The sequence below is a fragment of the Pseudomonas sp. GM80 genome, from assembly GCF_000282515.1.
Taxonomy (GTDB): Bacteria; Pseudomonadota; Gammaproteobacteria; order Pseudomonadales; family Pseudomonadaceae; genus Aquipseudomonas.
This window is the reverse complement of sequence record NZ_AKJD01000167.1, coordinates 1-21,405: the sequence shown is the minus strand read 5'-3', so window position 1 is coordinate 21,405 and position 21,405 is coordinate 1. Positions and strand designations below refer to the sequence as shown.

The 21,405-nt window shown below is 56.4% G+C and carries 18 protein-coding genes and 2 pseudogenes; 15 read left to right on the top strand and 5 right to left on the bottom strand.

Annotated features, from left to right (window positions below; genetic code table 11):
• Positions 1 to 56: 56 nt before the first annotated feature.
• Both PMI37_RS32290 and PMI37_RS23190 read left to right on the top strand, forming a co-directional pair.
• Positions 57 to 190, top strand: a pseudogene (locus PMI37_RS32290) (GNAT family N-acetyltransferase); the annotation flags it as partial.
• 76 nt (positions 191 to 266) lie between these two features.
• Positions 267 to 596 carry a DHCW motif cupin fold protein gene (locus PMI37_RS23190; protein ID WP_008085570.1) on the top strand — a complete coding sequence of 110 codons (330 nt, stop codon included), beginning with the start codon at positions 267 to 269 and terminating at the stop codon, positions 594 to 596.
• Positions 597 to 765: 169 nt separating this feature from the next.
• On the opposite strand, the gene PMI37_RS23185 is transcribed toward PMI37_RS23190, so the two are convergent.
• Both PMI37_RS23185 and PMI37_RS23180 read right to left on the bottom strand, forming a co-directional pair.
• On the bottom strand, positions 766 to 1,365 hold the full coding sequence (locus tag PMI37_RS23185) for a hypothetical protein (RefSeq protein WP_008085569.1): 600 nt from the start codon (positions 1,363 to 1,365) through the stop codon (positions 766 to 768).
• A gap of 262 nt (positions 1,366 to 1,627) precedes the next feature.
• Complete coding sequence (locus PMI37_RS23180; RefSeq protein WP_008085567.1) at positions 1,628 to 2,104, bottom strand: hypothetical protein; 477 nt, start codon at positions 2,102 to 2,104, stop codon at positions 1,628 to 1,630.
• 342 nt (positions 2,105 to 2,446) lie between these two features.
• Between PMI37_RS23180 and PMI37_RS23175 the strand changes: the two genes are divergently transcribed.
• Positions 2,447 to 4,366: a tyrosine-protein phosphatase gene (locus PMI37_RS23175; protein WP_008085566.1), complete on the top strand. Its 1,920-nt coding sequence runs from the start codon at positions 2,447 to 2,449 to the stop codon at positions 4,364 to 4,366.
• 479 nt (positions 4,367 to 4,845) lie between these two features.
• Here PMI37_RS23175 and PMI37_RS23165 read toward each other — a convergent pair whose 3' ends face one another.
• Complete coding sequence (locus PMI37_RS23165) at positions 4,846 to 5,646, bottom strand: hypothetical protein (protein WP_008085564.1); 801 nt, start codon at positions 5,644 to 5,646, stop codon at positions 4,846 to 4,848.
• Between the two features lie 394 nt (positions 5,647 to 6,040).
• Complete coding sequence (locus PMI37_RS23160) at positions 6,041 to 7,012, bottom strand: AraC family transcriptional regulator (protein ID WP_008085561.1); 972 nt, start codon at positions 7,010 to 7,012, stop codon at positions 6,041 to 6,043.
• A gap of 266 nt (positions 7,013 to 7,278) precedes the next feature.
• Here PMI37_RS23160 and PMI37_RS23155 point away from each other — a divergent pair, with 266 nt between their 5' ends.
• The 10 genes from PMI37_RS23155 (at position 7,279) to PMI37_RS23110 (ending at position 18,850) form a co-directional block, all read left to right on the top strand.
• Positions 7,279 to 8,082: a 2OG-Fe(II) oxygenase gene (locus tag PMI37_RS23155; protein ID WP_008085559.1), complete on the top strand. Its 804-nt coding sequence runs from the start codon at positions 7,279 to 7,281 to the stop codon at positions 8,080 to 8,082.
• Between the two features lie 319 nt (positions 8,083 to 8,401).
• Positions 8,402 to 8,848 (top strand): hypothetical protein, encoded by a 447-nt coding sequence (locus PMI37_RS23150; RefSeq protein ID WP_008085557.1) that lies wholly within the window; start codon positions 8,402 to 8,404, stop codon positions 8,846 to 8,848.
• A gap of 114 nt (positions 8,849 to 8,962) precedes the next feature.
• On the top strand, positions 8,963 to 9,403 hold the full coding sequence (locus PMI37_RS23145; protein ID WP_008085551.1) for a hypothetical protein: 441 nt from the start codon (positions 8,963 to 8,965) through the stop codon (positions 9,401 to 9,403).
• A gap of 429 nt (positions 9,404 to 9,832) precedes the next feature.
• A complete protein-coding gene (locus PMI37_RS23140; protein WP_008085550.1) occupies positions 9,833 to 10,552 on the top strand; it encodes an endonuclease NucS domain-containing protein in 720 nt (239 codons plus the stop codon).
• Positions 10,553 to 10,758: 206 nt separating this feature from the next.
• Complete coding sequence (locus tag PMI37_RS23135) at positions 10,759 to 13,710, top strand: ATP-binding domain-containing protein (protein ID WP_008085549.1); 2,952 nt, start codon at positions 10,759 to 10,761, stop codon at positions 13,708 to 13,710.
• A gap of 25 nt (positions 13,711 to 13,735) precedes the next feature.
• Positions 13,736 to 15,592 (top strand): DUF262 domain-containing protein, encoded by a 1,857-nt coding sequence (locus PMI37_RS23130; protein WP_008085548.1) that lies wholly within the window; start codon positions 13,736 to 13,738, stop codon positions 15,590 to 15,592.
• A 560-nt stretch (positions 15,593 to 16,152) separates the two neighbouring features.
• Complete coding sequence (locus PMI37_RS23125; RefSeq protein ID WP_008080779.1) at positions 16,153 to 16,518, top strand: DUF6124 family protein; 366 nt, start codon at positions 16,153 to 16,155, stop codon at positions 16,516 to 16,518.
• Positions 16,519 to 16,703: 185 nt separating this feature from the next.
• Positions 16,704 to 17,069, top strand: coding sequence for a DUF6124 family protein (locus PMI37_RS23120; RefSeq protein WP_008085547.1), 366 nt, complete (start codon positions 16,704 to 16,706; stop codon positions 17,067 to 17,069).
• Between the two features lie 331 nt (positions 17,070 to 17,400).
• Positions 17,401 to 17,703, top strand: a complete 303-nt coding sequence (locus tag PMI37_RS23115) for a hypothetical protein (protein ID WP_008085546.1) — start codon at positions 17,401 to 17,403, stop codon at positions 17,701 to 17,703.
• A 217-nt stretch (positions 17,704 to 17,920) separates the two neighbouring features.
• Positions 17,921 to 18,850, top strand: a complete 930-nt coding sequence (locus tag PMI37_RS23110; RefSeq protein ID WP_008085543.1) for a ZIP family metal transporter — start codon at positions 17,921 to 17,923, stop codon at positions 18,848 to 18,850.
• A 188-nt stretch (positions 18,851 to 19,038) separates the two neighbouring features.
• Here PMI37_RS23110 and PMI37_RS23105 read toward each other — a convergent pair whose 3' ends face one another.
• Positions 19,039 to 20,262, bottom strand: coding sequence for a zinc-dependent alcohol dehydrogenase (locus PMI37_RS23105; RefSeq protein ID WP_008085542.1), 1,224 nt, complete (start codon positions 20,260 to 20,262; stop codon positions 19,039 to 19,041).
• 185 nt (positions 20,263 to 20,447) lie between these two features.
• Here PMI37_RS23105 and PMI37_RS23100 point away from each other — a divergent pair, with 185 nt between their 5' ends.
• Together PMI37_RS23100 and PMI37_RS23095 are read left to right on the top strand one after the other, a co-directional pair.
• A complete protein-coding gene (locus PMI37_RS23100; RefSeq protein ID WP_008085540.1) occupies positions 20,448 to 21,149 on the top strand; it encodes a glycosyltransferase in 702 nt (233 codons plus the stop codon).
• A gap of 25 nt (positions 21,150 to 21,174) precedes the next feature.
• A pseudogene (locus PMI37_RS23095) lies at positions 21,175 to 21,405 on the top strand (alpha/beta fold hydrolase); the annotation flags it as partial.

The window sequence follows — 21,405 nt, the reverse complement described above, 5'->3', positions numbered from 1 at the left end:
CCTTGCCGCAAGCCGTCGTTGGTTTGCGGCGTCACGCACGAACGGTGCGAGGCGGGCGGTTGTACACGCATGAGTTGAGGTTCGAGAGCATCGCCCTCTACAAAAGCTCGGGTATCAGGAAAACCATCGCATCACCGAGGATGGTTTTGCCCGGGTATTCATGCGCAAAGCGCTGCCCTGTATCGCGTAAATGCGGGTGATCTGTGTCTATCGGTGCTTTTTCCGGGTTGCTACGGTCGCATTCCCTGAATTTCGATGAGGCAACCATGGATCTCACCGCCATCCCTTTTGGTACCACCGATTGGTCAACCATCGAGCCCGTGGCGCACGCCGGCGAGACCGGCACAGCTTATTGGCGCACCTGCCAGTTCGGCTCGACGCGAGTGCGGATGGTCGAATACAGCCCCGGTTACCTGGCCGATCACTGGTGCTGGCGAGGGCACATTCTGTTGTGCCTGGAGGGACAGTTGCAGACAGAGCTGGAAGACGGCCGACAGTTCACCCTGACGGCGGGCATGAGCTACCAAGTAGGCAATGATGCCGAAGGCCATCGTTCGTCCACCGCCACCGGGGCAACATTATTCATCGTGGACTAACCAAAAACCCGACCTGTAGGAGCTGCGGCACGCTGCGATCTTTTGATCTTGATGGGAAAAATCAAAAGATCGCAGCCTCGTTGCACTCGACAGCTCCTACAGGGTTTTGGGTTCGGCGCGCGCCCTGTCTGTTCAGGATCAACGTGCCCCGGTATCGCCTCGGGTGCGTTTATTCAATGACGGGATACCACGTTGCGTAGTTGTCATTGAAGGCGTTCAGCAAGGGGAATGCTTCGTTGCGATCACCCTCTACGACGGCGTTCTTGCGCTCGAAGGCTTCGCTCATGTGCTTTTGGCAAAGATCTTTAGGCACATAACACAGGCCATGCCAACGATGACGCCAGGCCAGCAACTGCCGATCATTTTCAACGATGTACACCGTTTTGCTCAGCGACTTGCGCAGGCGAGGGGCCGAGTCGCCTTTGAGCGACCTTGGCACACGAACCTCCTGCCCAAACACGTCCCACCCGGCCCACTGGCTGTAGAAGCGCAAGCGCGTGTCGTTGTTGACCGAGAGAAATTCGTAGTAGGCAATGCCTGGCTTGGGTTGGGCGATTTCGCAATAACGGCGCATCAGCGTCGTAGAAATATTGGCGATCATGTCATCAGAAAGGTGGTTAACCACCTTCTGAAAATGATGGAGATTGTTAAAGCCGAACTCTTTGCTGAGATGGGTCAGTCGCTGGCAATACGTGTACTCGCCGATCACAGAAACTTTGGCAAGCAACTTCAAATCATCCAGGCACTGCGCGGCATTCGAAGGGTTCATAGCATCACTCCTTTAGCCAAATCGAAGACGTGCCTCGACCAGCATGCTGCTTGCAGTGGCTAAACAAGTGGGGAAGTTCACTTGGATTTTTCGTATTTCCCATCGCAGCAGGGAGGCTACTTGTGCCTTCGCGAGATGAAATCATAAAGCGCCTGCGCAAGTAAACCGTCAGGCGAGCTGCAATCGCCAAGACTGCCAGCCGAGGCATAAAAAAACCGCGCCTACTCGCTAGACGCGGTTTTCGCTTAAGCCCTTCAGGCACTCACAGCGCCCACATTCGCACCAGCGCAAACTCCAAGTCGACAGTGATGCACTCGCGGCCAGCGACCCATTCGTCCTCGCGAAGGCGCCGGCCGGTATTGGTCTCACGCTCACCTTTGGCGATCACCAGAATAAACAGCCGGGTAGGGCACTCGAACGCATTCAATCGTTCAACATCCGCCCGCACCGACCAGTCGCCGTCCAGGCACTTGGCGTATGAAATGTCGCCCAGGCATTTGACTTCCGCGACCATCGACGGCTTGCCGTCTTCACTCAGTGCATACAGATCCGCTTTGCGTCGATCGCCGATTGGCAGGTCCGTCCAGATTTCCAACTCATCGTTGAACCAGGCATGAAGGCTGATCTGGGCTTGAATCCAGTGTTCCCGACAGCTGCTGAGTTGCAGGACCTGCTCAAGACTTTTTTCCATGTCGTGAAAGGCTCGTCCGAATAAGTCGAGCCATTGGGTGGTATTCATTCTGCACTCCCTGTGTCATCAAAATTGAGGCGCGATTATGGACGAGAACAATCCCCAACACCTCATCCGGTAGGAGCAAGGCTTGCCCGCGAAGGCGTTTAATCAGCCAGCATCGCCATTGCCTGATTCACCGCCTTCGCGGGCAAGCCTTGCTCCTACAGACAGCGTGTGCCCATGGCTCCGCCATCCCTGGCGCACAGCCATCCCACCTCCAACATGGACAAATCACGCACCCCACGGCCCAATCGCGCAGCCATTTCGCTTCAAAGCAAAACTGTCATATTCAGTATCACTTGCTTACCCATAGTGACCAGCCCAACGCTTATTCAATGAGGCTGCACTGTGTTTCAACGTCTTCTGTGTTCGCTGTCCGTACTGAGCCTGTCCATCGCCGCCGCCCATGCTGCCGAGTCCGTGCCGCTCGACACGCCGCGCTTGCAAGGCATCGACAACTTCCGTGACATCGCCGGCATCACCACCGCGTACACCACGGCGCACGACGGCACGATGCGCAGCGGCGTGTTCTACCGCTCCAACGCGCTGACCCCGACGGCATCCGACTTGGCGACCCTCAACAGCCTCGGCATCAAAGCCATCTACGACCTGCGCACCCCCAGCGAAATCGCCGCCACCCCCGACACCCTGATCAGCGGCGCGACCTACCAGAACATCGACATCATCGGCAGCACCACCTCTGGCTCGAACATCACCAACATTTCCTTCAAAAGCGCCGCCGACGCCATCGCCATGATGGAGCAGACCAACCGCGCCTTCGTCAGCGACGCCGGCATGCGCAGCCAGTTCGGCAACCTGTTCAACGCACTCGCCAGCGTCGACGCCGCGCAACTGTTCCACTGCACCGCCGGCAAAGACCGCACCGGCTGGACCGCCGCCGTGTTGCAGAGCATCGCTGGCGTCGATAACGCGACCATCATGGCCAACTACCTCGCCACCAACGACTACACCGCCGCCCGCGTCGCCGCCACGTTGAAGGCGATGCCGCCGAGCATGGCTGCCGTCTACGGCCCACTGCTCGGCGTGCAGGCCAGCTACCTGCAAGCCGGCCTCGACGAAGTCACCGCGCAATACGGCACCATGGACAACTACCTCAAACAAGGCCTCGGTTTGTCGCAGGAAACCATCTACGTCCTGCGCGGCAAACTCGTCGAATACAACAGCCTGCCGGGTCAGGCCGGGCTGATCGGCAACGCCGCTGCCGGTGCCGAACTGCTACGCCAATTGCAGAACACCGAGCTGTCCGGCACCTACAGCGCCTACAACTACTACCTGCAATCGGCGATCGACGCCGGCACCCTCGGCGGAGTCGAATCCCAAGTCGGCGGCCAGGTACACGCCGACGCCGTCAGCTACCTGCTGCGCCAAAACGCGATGATCGAACAAGCCGCCGCACCGTTCGCCAGCGGCAGCGACCTCAAAGTCGGCCAATATCGCCTCTGGACCACCGCGCTCGCCGGCTACCTCGGCACCGACGGCTCGGCCCATGCCGAAAGCAGCAACGAACACAGCCAAGGCCTGATGGTCGGCGTCACCCAACGCTTCAGCGAACGACTCAGTGCACGCGGCGGTTTCGGCTACAGCAAAGGCACCGTCGGCGGTGCGGGTGGCGAAGCCGACACCGACTTCACCTTCCTCAACGTCGGCGCCCGCTACGGCTTTACCAGCCTGGAACAAGGCCTGTTCCTCGACGCCAACGCCAGCGCCGGCTACATCGACTACGACAGCAAACGCGACCTGGGCGGCGGCCTCGGCACCGCGAAGGGCAACACCCACGGCAACCTCACCGGCGCCACGTTGGCCCTCGGCTACCGCGCCCCGGTCAACGGCATGACCTTCGAACCAAGCCTCGGCTTGCGCGTCAGCCACCTCGACCTCAACGGCTTCAAAGAGAAGGGCAGCGAACTCTCGCTCGACGTCGACGACAACACCGCCACCCGCCGCAGCGCCGTCGCCAACCTAAACGTAGGTTTCGCGCCCGTGGCGATGGGCAGTTGGCAACTGGTGCCGGGCGTACAAGTGGGCTATGAGCGCACACTGGGCGACAACGAAGTCGACAGCCAAAGCCACCTGCTGGGGCTCGACATTGAACAACGCGCCGCTTTCGACAATCGCGACCAATTCAGCGGCGGGGTAAACGTCATGGCCAGCCTCGGCGCCCTCAGCCTGGGCGCAGAAGTGGGCGCCAATGGCGGCGGCGACAGCCACGGCTTCAACGGCGGCCTGAAGGCCAGCTACGCGTTCTGAAACACACCAGGGTAAAGGACGACCCCACTCCAAAAAACACCAAAGGTTTTGTGATTTGCCATTAATCCCTGGCACAGCAAAAATCCCTGTGGGAGCTGGCTTGCCAGCGATTTGGCCAGCACAGCCAACCTCTTCATTACCTGACCCACTGCCATCGCTGGCAAGCCAGCCCCACAGGTTTCGTGAAATGCCATCAATCTAAATCACCCCACAAATCCCTGTGAGAGCTAGCCCTGCTAGCGATGGCGCCCGAACAGACAACATCACCCCCAACAGACTCACCACGCCGCCCACGCAAATCCGCAGGACTCACCCCATAAGCTTCCCGAGTGCCCGCGAAGATCTAAACGATAGAGTCGACGTCAAAATGACGAATAGCACCAATGACATGTCCATGCTGACGACGCGTCCGCTCAACGAGCAGGCATGGAAATGCTGATTGAACACTGCCTTTTCCCACGCTTCTATAGGCTTTACCGTCAAGGAGGGCCTTCCTTGTTTTCAGTACAACCAGGATAAATGGTGCAGCTCTTCCCATCCGGCATGATGAAGCTGCTGAAGTCCTTGTCGTTGCCATAGCAAAATGCGTACGGATCCTTGAACCCTTTACCCATACAGCGTTTCCAGCCATTAGGCACTTTGACCCAAGTGTCCTTCATGTAAGGTCGCTCTTCCTCGGCGAGATTGATTTTCAACCGTACGGTCTTACCTGGCAGTTGATCCAGGGTAAACGCGGCAGAAGGCTTGCCGGGTATTGGCTTGCCAGCCTGATCGTATGTTTTACAGTCGAGAATTTTGGTCAGTCGACGCAAACCACCCACCGTACGGAACATCCACTGGCATTGGCCAGAAAACTCGCTCTCGCCGGTAGTGTTGAAGACGCCTTTGTCCATGCTCAAGAGATCCTCGCGCACGGAAATTCCCGCCGAGTCTCTTCCCATGTCTCCGAAATCATCACCATAGGTAGCGTTGATTTCGAGGTCTATCTGATAGATCACCAACTCACAGCCTTTACTGACTCGGCGTATTTCAATCTGCGAATCCGGTTTATATGCCTTCCGCCACTCACGGTTGAATTGCGGATTCAGATTGTCGCGCTTAGCCAAGTCGCACTTTTGGCCTTTAGCGGGCACGTACCATACCGTCGCGACGTATGCGAAATTCTTCGGCAGATCTGCGGTGAAAGTGAAGGTGTTCGACTTGTCGGGCGCCGTGGTCGTGCAGCCAACCAACAGCGTCATGCAACTCGTGAAAGTCAGAGCTAGAACTGCACTCTTCATAAGGTCTCTCCTTGAACGACAAATTTCCTGTGCAAGTCTCGCGCTGCCAGCAGAGTGATCTTCATTAATGCGATCGAAGTGCGATGCTGCCGTCTCGGCGTTAGGAAGGAAGCTGATAGTTAGATGCCTGCAAACGCGATCGACGAGGAAGTGAAACGGCTCTGGCTCCTTCCAGCCCAGCAAGCCTGGCTAGCATCTCGGTGTGCTCGATTATCAGAACGCGACGGATATTAACAAACTCTACAGACGCGCTAGCCGCCTCAGATTGAGGAATGTTCAGCCACGCAGGACTGGCTGTTTCTGGCTGCTCACCAAGATGGACGTTTCCAGTGAATGGTGATGGCTATCGGATAAATCCCCTCACCAAAAACTGCATTCCAAACACCCGACAATCTCACCCCCGAGCCCGAAACTCCGCCGGACTCACCCCATAAGCCCCCTGAAAATACTGACAAAACCGCCCCACATTACTAAACCCAAACCTTAACGCCACCTCCGTCACCGACCCCGCATCCCGCTGCTTCAACACCTCATAAGCCCGCTCCAGCCGCACCTGCCGCTGATACCCCACAATCGACATCCCGACAAACCGCCGAAACCCCTCCTGCAACGCCCGCTGACTGACATTGCTCAAGCGCGCCAGATCCACGCCACTGACCAATTGCTCCGGATGCGCCTGAATAAACTCCACCGCCAACTTCACATGTCGCGGCGCAACCGTCGCCGTCGGCCGCCGCAACGCTTCGGAAAAGTTATGCGGCCACGCCTCCAGCACCGCATCAATCAACATCTCCCGCAACCGCGACGGCATCAACGTCCCGCTGTTGATCAACAAATCAAACTCCGTCCCCGTCGCCAGATCAATCAACGCCTTGATCCCCTGAAACGCCGCCGAATCCAGATTCACGCTCGGCTCAAACACAATCCTTTCCAGAATCGGTTTACCCAACAGCGCCGCCAATCGCTCAGTGAGCTGATGCCGATTGATCGACATCCCGTGATGCGCGTGAACATCAAAAAAGCGCATCGAGCGGATGTCAGCCTTATCGATCGCCAAACCAACCTGGCAAACGCCGATGGACTCGGTCGCGTGGTTGAACACAATCTTGCCGGCCGTGGGGATGACGAACGTGATCTCATCCTGTGGGTCGGGAAAGGCAACGGTGAAATCCCCGCGATAATGCATCCGCCGAAAACTCACCCCCTCATGCCGCCCATAAACCCCACCAATGATGATGTTCGCCGGCAGCGGCGGATTGTCGGCATAGCGATTACCGAACAACTTCGAAAAAAGTGCACCGAAGTCGTCCGAACGGAGATTGTCGGAGCGCAGGATGATTTGCTGGCGAACGGGAGACGGAAACACCTTGGCGGCACCTTCGGTTGTGGGCTCTAGTACAGGGGGGTGGGGCAGGGCGCCGAGAAGACTAGCAGAGGAAATATGACGCGTTTGTGACAGCCTGAAACATGCCGTAACACCGCCGCACCACGTTTAAGCAAAGGACACTCGGCAGGCCATTGCCGACATGGCAACCTGCTCGCCACTGTACTCAGCGAGCAAACACAGGCCCCGCGCCAAGCCCCAGGCCCTGTTTGACCCGCCCTGAAAGCCCAAAAAACATTGGAGCGGCAATGCAAGCCAACACGCAAACACTCCCCATCACCCTGACCCCGGAACTCGACTTCGACCAAAACGCCGCCAGCGCTTTCGGCGAATCGCTGACCGGCGAATACACCCAAGCCACGCCATTCCCGCACATCGTCATCGACAACTTCCTGCACGCCGACGTCATCGCCAGCATCCGCGAACACTTCCCGGTCGAACCGACCAGCAACGAACAAATCTACGAGCGCGGCTACAAAGGCCAACTCAAACGCCAGATCAGCCCCAACGCCTGCAGCCCGTACCTGAAGAACGTCTTCAACACCTTCAACTCCGCACCGATGCTCGAATTCCTCGAAAAACTCACCGGCATTCAAGGGCTGATTCCAGATCCTTATTTTGCGGGCGGCGGATTACACGAAACCAAAACCGGCGGCTTCCTGGGCGTGCACTCGGATTTTCGGCTGAACAAAAAGCTCAACGTTGAGCGACGGTTGAACGTGATCATTTACCTGACCGAGGACTGGCAGGAGGCGTACGGCGGCAACCTGGAGCTTTGGGATGTGGGGATGAAGAAATGCCTGAAGAAGGTGCTACCGGTTTATAACCGGTGTGTGATTTTTAATACGGACAAGGACAGTAACCACGGGCATCCGGAGCCGTTGACTACGCCGGAAGGGGTTACGCGGCGGTCGATTGCGCTTTATTACTACACGGCGAGTGGGGTGGGTGGGGAGCCGGGGCAGAGGAATAAAACGCACTATAAGCCGCGGCCGAAGGATCGGTGGAGCGTGACGTACTACGTGGAAAAACTGTTTAGGAAGAAGGGGTGAGTGGCCGCTAGTTCAAGGACGCGGCCATATCTGTTATGCGGGGGAGTAGCTCCCGCTAGGCCTCCTTTCGGCCATTTTCGGTCAGTCGGGACAGACTAAATTTTGACTGATCTGAAGAGGGCTCCGCAGCGATTTTAGGCGAAGCTACGAATGCGTTCGAGCTAGGGCCGGGGCTCAGTCGTGACCGGATTCACCATAGTCGTTATTCGCAGCCATGCACCCCTCGCGAGCTCCCAAGTGACTTCTTCGTTCGTTTTTCGATGGCTTATGGCCGTGCGGCTGGCATGCTCAGGTTTTCACGATAGTAAGGACGCGCGACATGCTCGGGGCTTTATTCAAGGTTTTAAGTTCATGGCCTTTCAAAGCCACAATCAAGCTAGCCAAAGGAAAAATGCACGGTGGTCTGATCAGTGCTTTTGCAGCCATGCAGGCGCCAATTCCCCCCAAAATCATTGGCGAAATCGACGCAATGTGGGCCCATGCCGAGCAGTTTTTTCCTTCATTCCCCGACTGGATCATGGAGCACGATGAAAAGGCTTTGGCTGCTAACGCCTTGGTATTTTGGGCGGTAGAGTTGGTGGACACAGACAAGAAATATGCTGCTGTACTGCTCTCGGCAGCAGGTTTTTGCGTTTATGACGTTGATCAAGCCAAGTTTACCAACGATCCTCGGTTTAACCTCATGATGCGCGGTGCTGCAACGGTTGCTCAGGGTAAGGGGTTGGATTTTTACAGCAATCTCTTGGAAACGGATGAGCCGTTTTAACCAAGCGTCTATTATTCGTAGACGCAGCAACTTTTTGGCATTGCTTTGCGCACACTCACGGCTAAAAATCTGGCATTGATTTTGACTGCTCATTAAAGAAAGGAAAGGATCTCTATGTATTTTCTTCTGTCGTTATTCGCGGCGATCGTTCTTGCTATCCCTACATATGGCGCATCGCTCTTAGTTTTTTTTCTAGTAAAAAACTGGTTCGATACTAAAGCGGCAAATCACATTCTCAACGTGATTTCCAGAAGCGTCAAAACCCAGGAGAGCCAAGAGCTTTACCACATCAACAAAGCTGCCATCAGGAAAGCGTTCACCATGCTTTCTGCAAAATACGAAGAAGAAACCAGCCATGGGCTCACATTTTTTTCGGGCATGGTTAAGCACCCTATGCACACCGACACCATTAGTGTCTTTGTTGTGTATTCGCCTAGGAATGGAACAAAGAACAAAATAGAAATAAGCACTAAGGTATTTCAACCTCTGACTACCGCGTCATTAGAGGACGGCTCATTCTTGGCTGCTTTGTTAAAGCCCCGCTCGACCTTTTGATAGCTCCAAGAACTCTCGACTACAACAAAAGCTCTTTCCAGTAGGCTTTTTGTGCGCAATTTAACGAAAGTGTCGTTATGCGCAGTCTCGTTCGCCTACCTTGACTCGGCTTCGCAGCTAGATAGCGCCGGCTGCGAGATCGAATAATTGGGACATAAATCCCTTAGCTGTTCGCTGGATGAAAGTCCGCCGGCTATGACCGGCCGGTATGAGTCGATTTCGGTCAGTTGCGACAGGCAGAAATCGGCCAAAAGCGTACACTTAGCCCACCGACTTCTGTCCCTAGAACAGCATGAGTAGTAACCATAATCAGCTGACAGCTGCGCGTTGCCACCGGTGGCGATAGGCGAGCAATGTTGCCAAAGTAGTATTCCTACCACCCACCAGCTAACCTGCAAATCTTAGGAAATCAGTCATGGACGCCCCGAGATGCAGCCACCCAAGAAATACTCTGTTGTTTTGGTCGATTTAGATGGGGGGCACACGCTCTATCCGATGAAGGAATGGTGCCGTCAGAATCCTAATGAAGCACCACCTATCGATCCAAACACGAATTCTCAGCAGCTTCGTCGTGCATTCACTCGAATGGGATGGGTCACTGAAGAAACTGAAACACAGGTTCTGGTCCTGCATCCCGGCACACCTAAAACAGCTATTCAAGCCATCGAAGACGAAGACCTGACTCTTGGAGACGAAGACACGCCAGATTCAGATCGAGAGACAGTTTTTGAGCTGGAATGGCAGCTACGCGACTTCATATCTCACAACATCGAATCACTGAAACTGGAAGATAAATCCCTTCGCCTCTATGTCGACACTCTAGGTCGTGATGGAGTTGAATACCCTACCGATGTTGGGCCAATCGACATACTCGCACTTGATTCAGATGACGCGTTCGTGATTTTTGAACTGAAACGTGGACGTGTGGCAGATCGTGCCATTGGTCAGATCAGCCGCTACATGGGCTGGATCAAGAAGAACCTTGCGCACGGGAAGATGGTGAAGGGCGTCATCGTCGCGAAATCCATCAGCTCAAACCTACGTCACGCTATCGTGGCAGTTCCTAATGTCTCGCTTTTTGAGTATGAAGTAGCGTTCAGCCTGAACCAAATCTTTGAAGCAGATGAACCAATGTCACATGAAATATGAGGAGTGAATAGCTCCAACTTTTGTAGACCAGCAATTGGCCGCTACTGGACGTTAGATGCCGTGCGTGGGTTACCGCTATAGGCTCAAGACATTTTCGACGCAGCGGTACTGGCCTAATGCCAATGCTAATAAGATAAATGATTTACCCTGACTATCGGGTTACGTTGGGCGTGGGCGTTTTCTGCCAAGGATAAGGAGTGACAGGTATGGCAAAGCAGCTTAGTGAAGCATCCCTGCGCAAGGTCGCCCGTGAAGAGCTGGAGGTCCTTGAAGGGATTATTGATTACGCCGAGCATATGATCCGTGAAGGCGATTTGGCTTACCGGAATCTTAAGCGCAACGCCTACGGCAAGGCACTGGTGATCGAGCGTGAGAAAGAGGGGGTTGCTACATTCCGGCTGGGTATTGACTCGCTGGTGTACCCCAAAGCCAGCTCGGGCTATGCCACTCCGCACTCACCGGTGGGCCGTCTTTGCGCCGTGGCAGGAGTCGGTTTTGAGAGCTTTTCCAAAGCCTGGGGTGATTACCGGGTCACTGAGGCCCGCCAGTTTCGTCGCCATGATTTGGAAGAACTGGAGCGTCATGCACGCAACTTTCTGGCGGTGGGCGTGGAGAATGCTAACGGCCAGGGAAAGGTCATGGATCTGCGAGCCTTTTTGACAACGGCTAATTTAGCAGGCAAGCAAACCACCTTGCCGAGTAAAAAGCCTGCAAAGACCGAGAGTGTGGAGAAGCCTGTCGCCGTTTTGCTCCCCACTGGCAAGGAGCTGCTCGAACCTGCGAAGGGAACAACCAACGAAGCCGGGCTGCTAAACACACCGGTGACAGAGGTTCTTGTTGTTACACACCCACCAGAAGATGGGCAGCCGGCAGACGTGCCAGTAGAGCTGACACCGTCCGTGCCTGCCGCACTGCGGCTGCAGATTCTCGATGACGAGGAAGAAGATTCGGCACTGGCGATTACCGATCTCGATGATGTGGACGATGAAGTTGGCGGCGAGCTAATTGAGCGGATGAGCCTGGATGAGCACTTTTTTCTGAATCGAACCCCGAATCAGGACAAGATCATTTCCCGGGAGCCGGTTGGGCCGATGTGGGTCGAGGGCGTTGCGGGCTCTGGCAAGACCTCGGCGGCGCTCGGGCGGACCAAGATGCTCTGTGACTTCAACTCGAATGAAGTTACGGATCGTGAGACGTTCCGGTCCATTCTCGGCGACGATTTCGACTACTGGGAAGGGGAGTTTGCCGGCAAGTTCTCCCAGGACGGCAGCGTCGGCTTTGTGCGCACTGCCGAGCTGATCCAGTACCTCAAGCAAACCTGCAGCCGTCTAGGTATGCCCGGTTTACCGGTGCTTGAGTATCACGAGTTGCGCTCCAAGCTGCGCAGCTATCGCCATCTGGAGTCTTCGGGCGGTACTGGCAAACGCTTCAAACACAGCAGCGACGAGGGGCATTCTCTGACCACCACGCTGGCTTGGCTCAATGCCGCCCGGCTTGCGCTGGCGCGGGTGATTGCCGCCGACTTGCAGAAACTGCTGGTTGAGGTCGAAAGTGAGCAACTGCAACGGTTTACTGCCCAGCAGCGCAGTCAGTTTGCCGCTGCCCGCCAAGCGCTTGCAGCCAGCGTTAATGAACTGGTGCAAGAGCTGCTCTCGCCTTTGGCTGCGGAGCGAACCTTGTATCGGTTGGGGGCCAAATTGTTGGAGAGGATTCAGGCGCTGGCTCAGCGAATCCTGGGTCCGGCAACCCTGAGTATTCATGTAGGGGAGTACATGGCCTATGGCGAGGGCATTCCGGAGCTGGCGCAAAGGCTGGCAGAGTTACCTGTCGATTTGTTCCAGCAACCCAATCAGGTTTTGGTGCTGTACAGGGCAAGTGTTGTTGAGGGGGCCGAGGCATTGCCCTGTGTATCGAGCAGTTGTTACCAGTTCCTCTCGGCGGATAACCAGCCCTTGTCCTTCAATGATGCTGTACAGGCCTCACTCTCGGGCACGAGCGTCCGCGCTCTGCTGCCATCGTTAGTGAGTGGTGACGGGTATGAGACCAAATTCATGCCTGTCAATGAGCTGTTCATTGTGCTTGGTACGCCCAAGTCCCTGCTCTACCTGGACGGTGAGGTGCTGAAGTGGTTGAGGGTCAGCAGTGGTATCGGTAGTCAGGTGTTGCCTGGTGAGGATGAACAGGCCCGTACTTCGGTGCTTAAGATATTCCGGCAGGCGGCGTTGGACCATCTGGCCAAGCCGCTGAAGAACTTCGCGGAGCTGTATGCAAAGGCGCTGTATGAATACGCCGACAGCTTCCCTGATGCGGCCATTGCATGGCAGGTACTGGAGCGTCTTGAAGAGCAACGCCTGTGCGATTCGGATATCGACTTGCTGCTGTGCCTGGCTCACGACCTCAGTGCCGGAGTAACAGCAAAGCTCCCCGCTAGCCTGCGCGAGGCCCCTTTCTATCAGAGCGTGTTTGTCGATGAAGTGCAGGATTTCAGCGAGCAGCAGATCTACTTGATGACCTCCCAGGCTGATCCGCGTTACAGCGCAATCACTGTGGTCGGAGACCGTTCGCAGCAGTTGCTGCGCAACGAGGAAATTCACATCGCGGATTGCTTCCCTATTGGCAAGCGTCCAGAGTTTGTGGCGCTGGATGAGAACCTGCGGCAGAAAGGGCAGCCGGATCTCGCTGCGCTAAGTGCGGTACTGCGGCAGTTGTTCGAGCGCGGAGCCGATACGGATGTACAGCAGCTGGACGCTGCCCTTCTGCATGATCAGGTCAGCGAGCAAGGCGCTTACACGCTGCATGGCTTTGCTCGGCGTGAAGAAGAGTTCAGGTATCTATGCGAGACGATCGCCGCTATCCCTGAAAATCAGTCGGTTGCTGTGGTGTTGCCCGACCAGGAAACCGCCCGGTCTCTGCATGCTTTATGTGCGCAGGAGCTGGAGGGCAGCTTCCGCAAGATGAGCGTATCGGAACAGATTGATCTGTCGAAAAAGTACCTTGTGCACTTCACGTCGGTACTGCATGTGAAGGGGCTGGAGTTCGATGTCGTGCTGTTGCCAATGATCGACCTTTACGACCTTGGTCAGCCGGTATTCCGCAACCGGTTGTATGTGGGTTGTACGCGAGCGAGACAGCAGTTGCTGATGAGTCGGCTGCGCTAGTAAATAACTAAGGATTGAATGAACGATGGAAGCCAACAGCCGTCCTCTGCTGCGAATCTTCGAACCCACGGTGTGCTACCAGATTCCGCTGTTCCAGCGGCCCTATGTATGGAAGCGTGAGGATAATTGGCAGCCGCTCTGGGAGGACTTCGAGCGCCTGCTCGATGTGATGCTGGCTGGTGAGAAGCTGCGCCCGCATTTCCTCGGTGCCGTGGTGCTTGAGCAACTGCGTAATGACACGGGGTCGGTGCAGGGCCGTCAGGTCATTGATGGGCAGCAGCGCTTCACCACCTTGCAGTTGCTGCTGATCGCCGCCCGCGACCTTTGCCGCAGCCGGGGTAGCGAGCGCTTCGCCGGGCGCTTCGAGTCGATGGTCTCCAACAGTGACACGATGGTCGATGACCCGTCAGAGGTGCCCAAATTGTTGCCAACCAATGCCGATCGCCTTGCGTTTGCCTTGGTACATGGCGCGGGCAGCCCGGATGCGTTGTTGAAGCAGGCGAGCAAAAAGGGCGTGGACTTCAGCTACGATCAGGGCATCGTCGGCGCCTACCTGTACTTTTATGGGCAGTTCGAGGAGTGGTTACGGCCGGAGGCTGTAGAAGCCGAAGAGTCGCTGGAGAAACAGCTGGATGCGCTTTGGGCCGTGGTTCGCAATGGCTTGCAGTTGGTGGTGATTGATCTCGGCGAAGACGACGAATCGCAAGTGATCTTTGAGACGCTCAATGCACGTGGTACGCAGTTGCTGCCGGCGGACCTGATCAAGAACTTTCTGTTCCGGCGCGCTCAAAGCGAAGGCGGTGATATCGATACGCTGTACGAAGAGCATTGGGCGGAGTTCGATGGCGAGTTCTGGCGTGAAGAGGTGAAGCAGGGGCGGGAAAACCGTCCACGCATTGACATCTTCATCCGCCATTTCCTGACCCTGGCGATGCGCCGCGATATTCGTGTCGGCCACATCTTTAACGAATACAAGAACTACGTGCAGCACACCGCCGACTGGGGCTCTTGTTTCGTCGAACCGGCCAACTCTGCCAGTGAGCATATGGCGCTGCTCAAGACCTACGCCGAGCATTTTCGCCAGTTCTCTTCGCCCACGGCAGGATCTCGTCTGTCGCGTTTTCTGGCGCGCCTCGTGGTGATCGATACTTCGACGGTTTATCCGTTGCTGCTGCTATGTAGCCAGCGACTGCGTCCGCAGCAGCAAACCGAGTTCGAGGCGATCCTGACGGTGCTTGAGTCCTATCTGTTCCGTCGGATGATCTGTGGCCTGACCACCAAGAACTACAACCGACTATTCCTCGATCTGATTCGTCATCTCGAGCGGGAAAAGCAGATTACGGCCCAGGTGGTCGGTGCATTCCTGCTCTCCAGCGAAGGGGAAAGTGTGCGCTTCCCGAAAGACGGCGAGCTGAGCAATGCGCTACTCGACTACCCGCTGTACCAGTGGTGGCCGCAGTACCGTGTGCGGGCGGTGCTCGAGGCCCTTGAGCGGGCGCTGGCGCATGCCAAAAGCGAGGCTGTCAGCCTACCGACGGGGTTGACTATCGAGCATATTCTGCCTGTGAAGTGGCAGGAGTACTGGCCGCTGCCCGCGGAGGTGCAGAATGATCCCCAGATTAAGGTGGAATTCAGCCAGCGTCGTGATCGAATCAAGCATACGCTAGGCAATCTGACACTGGTGACCAGCAGCCTGAACCCTGCATTGTCCAACTCCGCTTGGGCAGCCAAGAAACCGGAACTCTTGAAATGGAGCAAGCTGAATCTCAGCCGTGACCTGCATGACCATGAAGAATGGTCGGAGCAGGAAATACTCGCCAGGGGAGCGGCGCTGGCGATGTCTGCGATTCAGATCTGGCCATATCCTGACGTTGATCAGTAGCAACTAGAACGGAAGCATTGTACGCAACCTGCGTTCGGAGGCACTTTACTGGGGGACAGCCTCTGACCGAATGCAGTCGTTCGTTGTTTGGGTAGGAGGCACATCCGGCTAAACGTGAACTGAACCGTGTAGCAATTACAGCCTTAGCATGTTCGAAGCTCTATGGGAGATGAGTGTTTCGCTCTGATTAAACGCAACGCCGCAGGCACGTTTAAATTACACAAACCGTTACGCCACAAAGGCTACAACGCCTTGCGCCGTTGCCTACGCGTACGCCAGAATCCGCCGGCATACACGACTATGGATCGGGCTATATCGTTTCCCCGTCACTGCAAAACAGTGATCGGGTTTGGTAGCCCGTTTCTCGACAACCGTAAGGCACAACCTTAAGTGGTCTCCATTTGGAGGCTCCGTTTTTATGGTGGCCATGCGTGGGGCTCCTTCGTGGAGCGCCGGGGTTTTCTCTGTCTTGACCGGTCTACCAACCCACGTGTGGCCGCCACCCTTCGTTTGGTAGCGAAAGTGACGGCTCTTCATTCTTTCAAGAAAGAGGTGCTGTTATGTTCAAAGTTACTCCAAACCCACCGGACGCCGATCCGATCCCGTACGACCCAACCCTCGAACCTCAAAAGATAAGAGAGGCGACCGACCGCGCCATCAACTTTTATCTCAACCCCGGCTCGCTGAAGCTCTCAATTCCATCCCGCAAAACCAGCAAGATCTTCCTCATCGATCCCGCCGTGGACGAAGAAACTCTACTCCTCGAAGCCTGCGAGTCGTTGGCCGCCGCCAGTGACATGGCACGTGACATGAGCGATGTCGTCGACAACTCCCAACGCCGGACCATGCTGATGCTGCATCAGGTGATCATGCTGAGTGAGTTGATGGTGAATCGAGTTCTGGATGGTCGCCGCTTGCCGAACTAAGCGCTGCGTCATTGACGGCTAGGCCGCGAACTCTGTGTAGGAGCTGCCGTAGGCTGCGATCTGTTGATTTTGTTTTTGATTGTTGAAGAGCAGATCAAGGGATCGCAGCCTGCGGCAGCTCCTACATGGTGGGTATTCATATTTTTTTTGGAGTGCCTTGATGGGTGCTTGTGGAGTTTCAGTTGATGTCCGAAACCACTAACAGTCCGCCGGTGACAGATCCGGCGCCGCCGTATGAATCATTCGATTCGAAGAAGCTTCATGCGGCGGCGGAGCGGGCGCTTGATCATTATCTTGCGCCTGAGAAGATCATGGCGACGCCATACAGCCCCAGCACTTTGTTCATGGTCAACCCGCAATCCGACACGGAAACGTTGCTGGTCAATGCCTGTGAGTCTTTGGCTTCGGCGACGGTGATGCTCGGTGATTTTGCCGGGATGCTGGAAGGGCCGAACCGCAATACGTTGTTGGGGATTGCGCAGGTCGTGATGTTGGGGGAGTTGGCGGTGAACAAGGCGTTGGATAACGTCGAGTTGAAGCAGCCGGCCTAGTGCTTGTGCCTGGCTGATTCGGGATAAACGGCCAGGGAGCGAGCTCCCTGGCCACAAGATCAACGCGCCTGTCGTAGGTTCTGGCGCTGGCAAGTTTCAAAGTGTGATTCTCCAAGTGATCGCATCAGCTCGATGTCGATCAGCGAAGGGCGCTGAGGCAGTCATTTGCAGCTGCCGAAAATCACCTTAACGTTGAGCGTCCGGGTGGCTCGGATCAATGCGTGGATCGGCACATTTCCATCCCGCGTGTGAACCTCCGGATGAACGCTCATCAACCACGTTGAACTCTCGTGTCGACGCATCCGTCCTCTGCTCTGAGGGGCTCAGGGCAATGTTGCTGCGCAGTCCCGTTAACGTTTTCAGGGAAATCTTCGGGGTGCGTGTCATGAATGCTTTCAAGAATCAGCTGACGCCTGAGCAAGAATCAAGATTGCATGCCTTGGATGCCTGGCACCGTGCGCTGGACAATCGGGCGCTGCGTATGGACTGCCCCGATGCCTACCACGACGAACTGTTGCGCCAATCTGATGAGATGGATCGGTTGGGGCTGTTGACGCTGAGCGAATGGCGCGACCTGCGAAGGGATGCGGACGAAGCGTATCGGCGGGCGGTCGCCGGTGAGGATTATCACTGAGGTCGCTGCGCTCATCTGGCGCGCGGTTTTTCATCTGATACAAAGGGGCTCATACCATGGCTAACCAGAAACCCGTGCAGCGCAGTCCATCTGCTCTGCAGATGTTCGATGCTACCCGCGTGGCTTTTGATCGGGACGCGCAGCGTGTCTCCAGGCTGTTCCTGCGGTCGCTATCCGGTTCCACTGAAAACACCGACTCGAGAAAATAGGAGGTCGCATGCCCGAGCCGTTAACCTCATCAGGCACGCCATTTCGTTCCTGGGTCTCCCGGGTCTCAGGCTCCGGGTGGGGCGGGCTGGCATTCTGGTCAATTCTGATTGGGGTGACAGTCTTTCTATTGATCAGCGGATATGGCGCCTTCGTCGGTGCCAATCAACAGAATCTGCACTTCGCATTTCTTGGCGGCATGTCTGGCTTCGCGGCGACGGCGTTGGGCGCTGTGGTCGCGATTGCGTTGCGCGATATCGCCGCCCGAACGCAGGACATCATGCTCGGCTTCGCCGCCGGAATGATGTTGGCCGCCAGTTCGTTTTCGCTGATTTTGCCCGGCATTGAAGCCGCTCAGGCGCTTTGCGACAACCAGTTGCTTGCCGCCTGCGTGGTGGTTGCAGGGTTGGCATTGGGCGTAGCGCTGATGGTCGGTCTGGATCGATTCGTGCCTCATGAACACGAGAAAAGCGGTCGCCGTGGCCCCGAAGCGCAGCGCTTCAATCGTGTCTGGCTGTTCGTCCTCGCCATCACGCTGCACAACCTGCCGGAAGGCATGGCCATTGGCGTGAGCTTCGCCAACGGCGATATGAAGGTCGGACTCCCGCTGACCACTGCGATCGCCATTCAAGACATTCCCGAAGGCCTGGCTGTGGCGTTGGCGTTACGCGTGACCGGCATCTCTGCACTGCGCGCGGCACTTATCGCGGTGGGCTCGGGCTTGATGGAACCGATTGGCGCCATCGTCGGATTGGGCATTTCCAGCAGTTTTGCATTGGGCTATCCGATTGCTCTCGGGTTGGCAGCCGGCGCCATGATTTTCGTGGTGTCCCATGAGGTGATTCCCGAGACCCACAGGAACGGACACGAGACGCCGGCGACTCTGGGTTTGATGCTCGGTTTCGGGGTGATGATGTTCCTCGACACTGCTTTGGGTTAGTGACGAGGCTACGTCGCCACCCTCAATGCGATTCAGGCTTTATGAAGGGCTACCTGTGTTTTAAACACATCGCTGGCGCAACACTCAGGCCATCGGCCGTGGCCGTTGATCGATAAGCCAGAAAGGAAAACGACGAGATCCCTCGTTAAATGCCCGAGCAATCTCGTCGTTGCTGCGTAACACCCACGCTAAGTAGCCAGAACCGCTGCGCTATCGTCGATCTCCGGTACAGCGACATGAGGACTGCCGGGAGTCAGGATCACCTTGCGGCAATCTTCCTCTCGTTTATCGAAAATCCTGTAACCCTCAGCAGCCTGTTCCAGCGACATGCGGTGGCTGATGATGACTTCGGGGGAGAGGCGACCTGTCTCGATGTGCCCCAGCAGCTCAGGCAGAAACCGCTGCACATGGGTCTGGCCCATTTTGAAGGTCAGGCCCTTGTCGAACGCGTCGCCAAACAGAAAACCGTGGATGAAGCCGGAATACACGCCCGGCACGCTCACGGTGCCGCCGCGCCTTACCGCAGCAATGCATTGGCGCAGGGCTTTGCCGCTGCTGCCCTCCAGTTTCAGTGTGGCGAGCACTGTTTCGGTGGTGCTGCCTTTCGCTTCAAAACCCACCGCATCGACGGCGCCATCGACGCCGCGCATTCCTTTGGTCTGGCGAATGATGGTGTCGGCCGGATCATCATCCTCATCGAAGTTGATCGGGATCACGCCATAGGTTTTTTGCGCGTAGGCCAGACGGTAGGGGTGGTGATCGACCATGAAAATCTGCTCGGCGCCGAGCATCCGCGCGCACGCGGCACTCAACAAACCGACAGGCCCGGCACCGTAGATGGCGAGGCTTGAACCCTGGCCAATCCCTGCATTGGTGACCGCTTGCCAAGCGGTAGGCAGGATGTCGGAAAGGAACAGAACCTTTTCATCCGACAACGTCCCCGGCACCTTGAAAGGCCCAGTGTTGGCCTTGGGTACGCGCACGTATTCCGCTTGGCCACCCGGCACTCCACCGTACATATGGCTGTAACCGAAGAGCGCAGCGCCGGATGGAATCGCCTTTTTGTTGAGGATCGCTCCGCGACCGGTATTGGTTGTTTCACAGGCTGCGAACAAGTCCATCTGACAGAAAAAACAGCTGCCACAGGCAATGACGAAAGGGATCACCACTCGGTCGCCGGGTTGCACGGCGGTCACCGCTGAACCTGTCTCTTCGACGATCCCCATGAACTCATGGCCGAAGATATCGCCATGCTCGACGGTTGGAATCTTTCCCCGATAGAGGTGCAGGTCAGATCCACAGATCGCCGTCGCGGTGACGCGCAGAATGAGGTCGTCGTTTTCTTCGATCACCGGGTCAGGAACCGTGTCGACTTTGACGCTGTGCGCGCCGTGGTAGGTGAGTGCTCTCATGACGTCTTACCTGCTTCAGCGGAATGGTAAGTGGGAGAGGAGGAACCTCGAACGGAAGTTCAGAGTGTTGGCGGCGCAAATGACTAGCGGTCGGCAATGCGGGCGCTCTTATCATTTTTTAAACCTATTGGAGCGCAAGCAGGTCGACTGCTGGAGTCTGTCATTTTGGTAGTCGGAGGTTACGTATGATCGGTGTTGTGATACCTGCCCATAATGAAGAGCGGCACATCACTGCCTGCCTGACGTCTGTGCTGTTCGCCGCTGAACATCCTGCATTGGCCGGGCAGCCAGTTTGCGTAGTCGTGGTTTTAGACGATTGCACTGATCAGACCGCACAGATTGTTGCAGCGCACGGTGTCGACGGGGTCGAGGTGCGTTTTCAGAACGTGGGCAAGGCGAGAGCCACCGGTGCAGATCACTTGCTCGCCGCTGGGGCGAAATGGCTTGCCTTCACCGATGCCGACACCGTTGTGCCACCCGATTGGTTGGCACGGCAGATTGAATTCAACGCTGATGCCGTCTGTGGGACAGTCGAGGTGGATAGTTGGAATGACCATGGTGATTGGGTTCGCTCAGCGTACATGGAGCATTATCAGTTCATCGAGAATCACCGGCACATCCACGGCGCCAATCTGGGCCTGAGTGCCGAGGCCTATCGGAACGCCGGCGGCTTTCAGCACCTTACTGCACACGAAGACGTCCATTTGGTTGCGGACCTGAAGAGGATTGGCGCGCATATCGTCTGGACGGCAACGAATCCTGTGATCACCAGCGCCCGCAAGGATTACAAATGTCGCGGAGGGTTTGGCGAATACTTGGCTAATCTGGGGGTGTCGCTGGGATTGCCTGCGGTTGATTCACAGGTGAGCGGGGGCATTTCTGTTTGAACTGAAGTTGTAGCAAGGGAACGCCATGACAACACACACTTTGACCGTACAAGGTTTGCAGTTGAACGTTTCGATCTGCGGACAAGGCGCGCCGCTGCTGCTCCTCAATGGCCTGGGTGGCTTGATCCGTACTTTCGATACGTTGCGCGCTGAACTGGGCGATTACACGACCGTTACGCTGGACGTGCCTGGCGTTGGCAAATCGCACATGCCTCGCTGGCCGATGCGGCTGGCACGCCCTGCCGACCTGATCGCC

Excerpts from the sequence above, each read along its gene's own strand:
- PMI37_RS23190 (WP_008085570.1), top strand. The coding sequence starts at position 267 with ATGGATCTCACCGCCATCCCTTTTGGTACCACCGATTGGTCAACCATC.
- PMI37_RS23135 (WP_008085549.1), top strand. The coding sequence starts at position 10,759 with ATGGCAAAGCAGCTTAGTGAAGCATCCCTGCGCAAGGTCGCCCGTGAA.
- PMI37_RS23130 (WP_008085548.1), top strand. The coding sequence starts at position 13,736 with ATGGAAGCCAACAGCCGTCCTCTGCTGCGAATCTTCGAACCCACGGTG.
- PMI37_RS23180 (WP_008085567.1), bottom strand. The coding sequence starts at position 2,104 with ATGAATACCACCCAATGGCTCGACTTATTCGGACGAGCCTTTCACGAC.
- PMI37_RS23140 (WP_008085550.1), top strand. The coding sequence starts at position 9,833 with ATGCAGCCACCCAAGAAATACTCTGTTGTTTTGGTCGATTTAGATGGG.
- PMI37_RS23150 (WP_008085557.1), top strand. The coding sequence starts at position 8,402 with ATGCTCGGGGCTTTATTCAAGGTTTTAAGTTCATGGCCTTTCAAAGCC.
- PMI37_RS23155 (WP_008085559.1), top strand. The coding sequence starts at position 7,279 with ATGCAAGCCAACACGCAAACACTCCCCATCACCCTGACCCCGGAACTC.
- PMI37_RS23125 (WP_008080779.1), top strand. The coding sequence starts at position 16,153 with ATGTTCAAAGTTACTCCAAACCCACCGGACGCCGATCCGATCCCGTAC.
- PMI37_RS23165 (WP_008085564.1), bottom strand. The coding sequence starts at position 5,646 with ATGAAGAGTGCAGTTCTAGCTCTGACTTTCACGAGTTGCATGACGCTG.
- PMI37_RS23115 (WP_008085546.1), top strand. The coding sequence starts at position 17,401 with ATGTTGCTGCGCAGTCCCGTTAACGTTTTCAGGGAAATCTTCGGGGTG.
- PMI37_RS23145 (WP_008085551.1), top strand. The coding sequence starts at position 8,963 with ATGTATTTTCTTCTGTCGTTATTCGCGGCGATCGTTCTTGCTATCCCT.
- PMI37_RS23100 (WP_008085540.1), top strand. The coding sequence starts at position 20,448 with ATGATCGGTGTTGTGATACCTGCCCATAATGAAGAGCGGCACATCACT.
- PMI37_RS23120 (WP_008085547.1), top strand. The coding sequence starts at position 16,704 with ATGTCCGAAACCACTAACAGTCCGCCGGTGACAGATCCGGCGCCGCCG.
- PMI37_RS23185 (WP_008085569.1), bottom strand. The coding sequence starts at position 1,365 with ATGAACCCTTCGAATGCCGCGCAGTGCCTGGATGATTTGAAGTTGCTT.
- PMI37_RS23110 (WP_008085543.1), top strand. The coding sequence starts at position 17,921 with ATGCCCGAGCCGTTAACCTCATCAGGCACGCCATTTCGTTCCTGGGTC.
- PMI37_RS23105 (WP_008085542.1), bottom strand. The coding sequence starts at position 20,262 with ATGAGAGCACTCACCTACCACGGCGCGCACAGCGTCAAAGTCGACACG.